General features: G+C 62.6%; 1 protein-coding gene. It reads left to right on the top strand.

The annotated features are described in order from the left end of the window. Positions 1 to 1,181: O-acetylhomoserine aminocarboxypropyltransferase/cysteine synthase family protein (locus ADADOO_RS01835; RefSeq protein ID WP_511274500.1), on the top strand; the 1,181-nt coding region annotated here is incomplete at its 5' end. Positions 1,182 to 1,272: the final 91 nt, after the last annotated feature.

The raw sequence follows: 1,272 nt of genomic DNA, 5'->3' as shown, positions 1-1,272 counted from the left end.
TTCAACCGGTCAGCCTTAGCTTATCCGACTGTCCAAAAAAACGTGACCGCCGCAGCAACATCTACACGCGGATCATGAACCCGACCCAGGACGTGCTCGAAAAGCGCGTCGCCGCGATGGAAGGCGGCATCGCCGCGCTAGCCATGGCCTCCGGCATGGCCGCCATCACCGCCGCGATCCAGACCATCGCCGAGGCCGGCGACAACATCGTCACCTCAAGCACCCTGTACGGCGGCACCTACAACCTGTTCGCCCACACCCTGCCGCAATACGGCATCGACGTCCGCTTCGCCGACTACCGCGATCCGGCCACCTTTGAAAAGCTTATTGACGCCAAGACCAAGGCCATCTACTGCGAATCCGTCGGCAACCCGCTCGGCAACGTCGTCGATTTCGAAAAGCTCGCCGAAATCGCCCACAAGCACGGCGTGCCGGTCATCGTCGACAACACGGTCCCCTCGCCCTACCTGTGCCGCCCCTTCGAGCACGGTGCCGACATCGTCGTGCATGCCCTGACCAAGTACCTCGGCGGCCACGGCAATTCCATCGGCGGCGTCATCGTCGATAGCGGCAAGTTCCCTTGGGCCGAACACAAGGCCAAGTTCAAGCGCCTCAACGAGCCGGACGTCTCCTACCACGGCGTCGTCTACACCGAAGCCCTGGGCCCCGCCGCCTACATCGGCCGCGCCCGCGTCGTACCGCTGCGCAACATGGGCGCCGCCATCAGCCCGTTCAACGCCTTCCTCATCCTGCAAGGCATCGAAACCCTGGCCCTGCGCATGGACCGCATCTGCGAAAACTCGCTCAAGATCGCCAACTTCCTCAAGAGCCACCCGAAGTGCAGCTGGGTCAACTACGCCGGCCTGCCCGACCACAAGGACCACGCGCTGGTCCAGAAATACATGGGCGGCCGCGCCTCCGGCATCCTCAACTTTGGTGTCAAGGGCGGCAGCGTGGCTGGCGGCAAGTTCCAGGATGCCCTGCAACTCGTCACCCGCCTCGTCAACATCGGCGACTGCAAGACCCTCGCCTGCCACCCGGCCTCGACCACCCACCGCCAACTATCGCCGGAAGAACTGGCCAAGGCCGGCGTCTCCGAAGACATGATCCGCCTGTCGGTCGGCATCGAGCACATCGACGACCTGATCGCCGATCTGGATCAGGCGCTCAACGCCGCCTGACTAAAAAGCAGACAAACAAAACCCGGCCAAGTGCCCTAATGCCGTTCAGTTAAGGTCTTTTTTCAGGTATTTGACGGCATAGCGTTTTGGC

Source organism: Azonexus sp. (genome assembly GCF_036170495.1).
GTDB lineage: Bacteria > Pseudomonadota > Gammaproteobacteria > Burkholderiales > Rhodocyclaceae > Azonexus.
The sequence above is the reverse complement of the archived record's forward strand: the minus strand, read 5'-3'. Positions and strand labels throughout refer to the sequence as shown.